We start from the raw sequence: 232 nt of genomic DNA on the forward strand, positions 1-232 counted from the left end.
CCCCCGCCCCCGCCGGCCCCGCCCCCGGACCTGCGGGGGGCCATCGCCCGGGGGGCCATCCCCTTCCCCCGCCCCCCCCGCGGACATCCGGAGCTGGACCTGCACCTGCCCCGCACCCAGGCCGCCGTCCTCGCGCGGCTCGGGGCCCTGCGCGCTGAGGCGGGGGGGGGTGCCGCCACCGGTCGCCCCGCGCTGGGGACGGGCGTGGGCCGGGCGCTGAGCTCCGTCCTCG

At 84.5% G+C, this 232-nt stretch carries 1 pseudogene; it reads left to right on the top strand.

Annotation, left to right across the window (positions count from 1 at the left end):
- Positions 1-42 precede the first annotated feature (42 nt).
- Positions 43-232 (top strand): annotated as a pseudogene (locus tag KVS67_RS13525) (amidohydrolase); the annotation flags it as partial.

The sequence above is a fragment of the Micrococcus sp. GbtcB5 genome (assembly GCF_019091605.1).
GTDB classification, from domain to species: Bacteria; Actinomycetota; Actinomycetes; order Actinomycetales; family Micrococcaceae; genus Micrococcus; species Micrococcus luteus.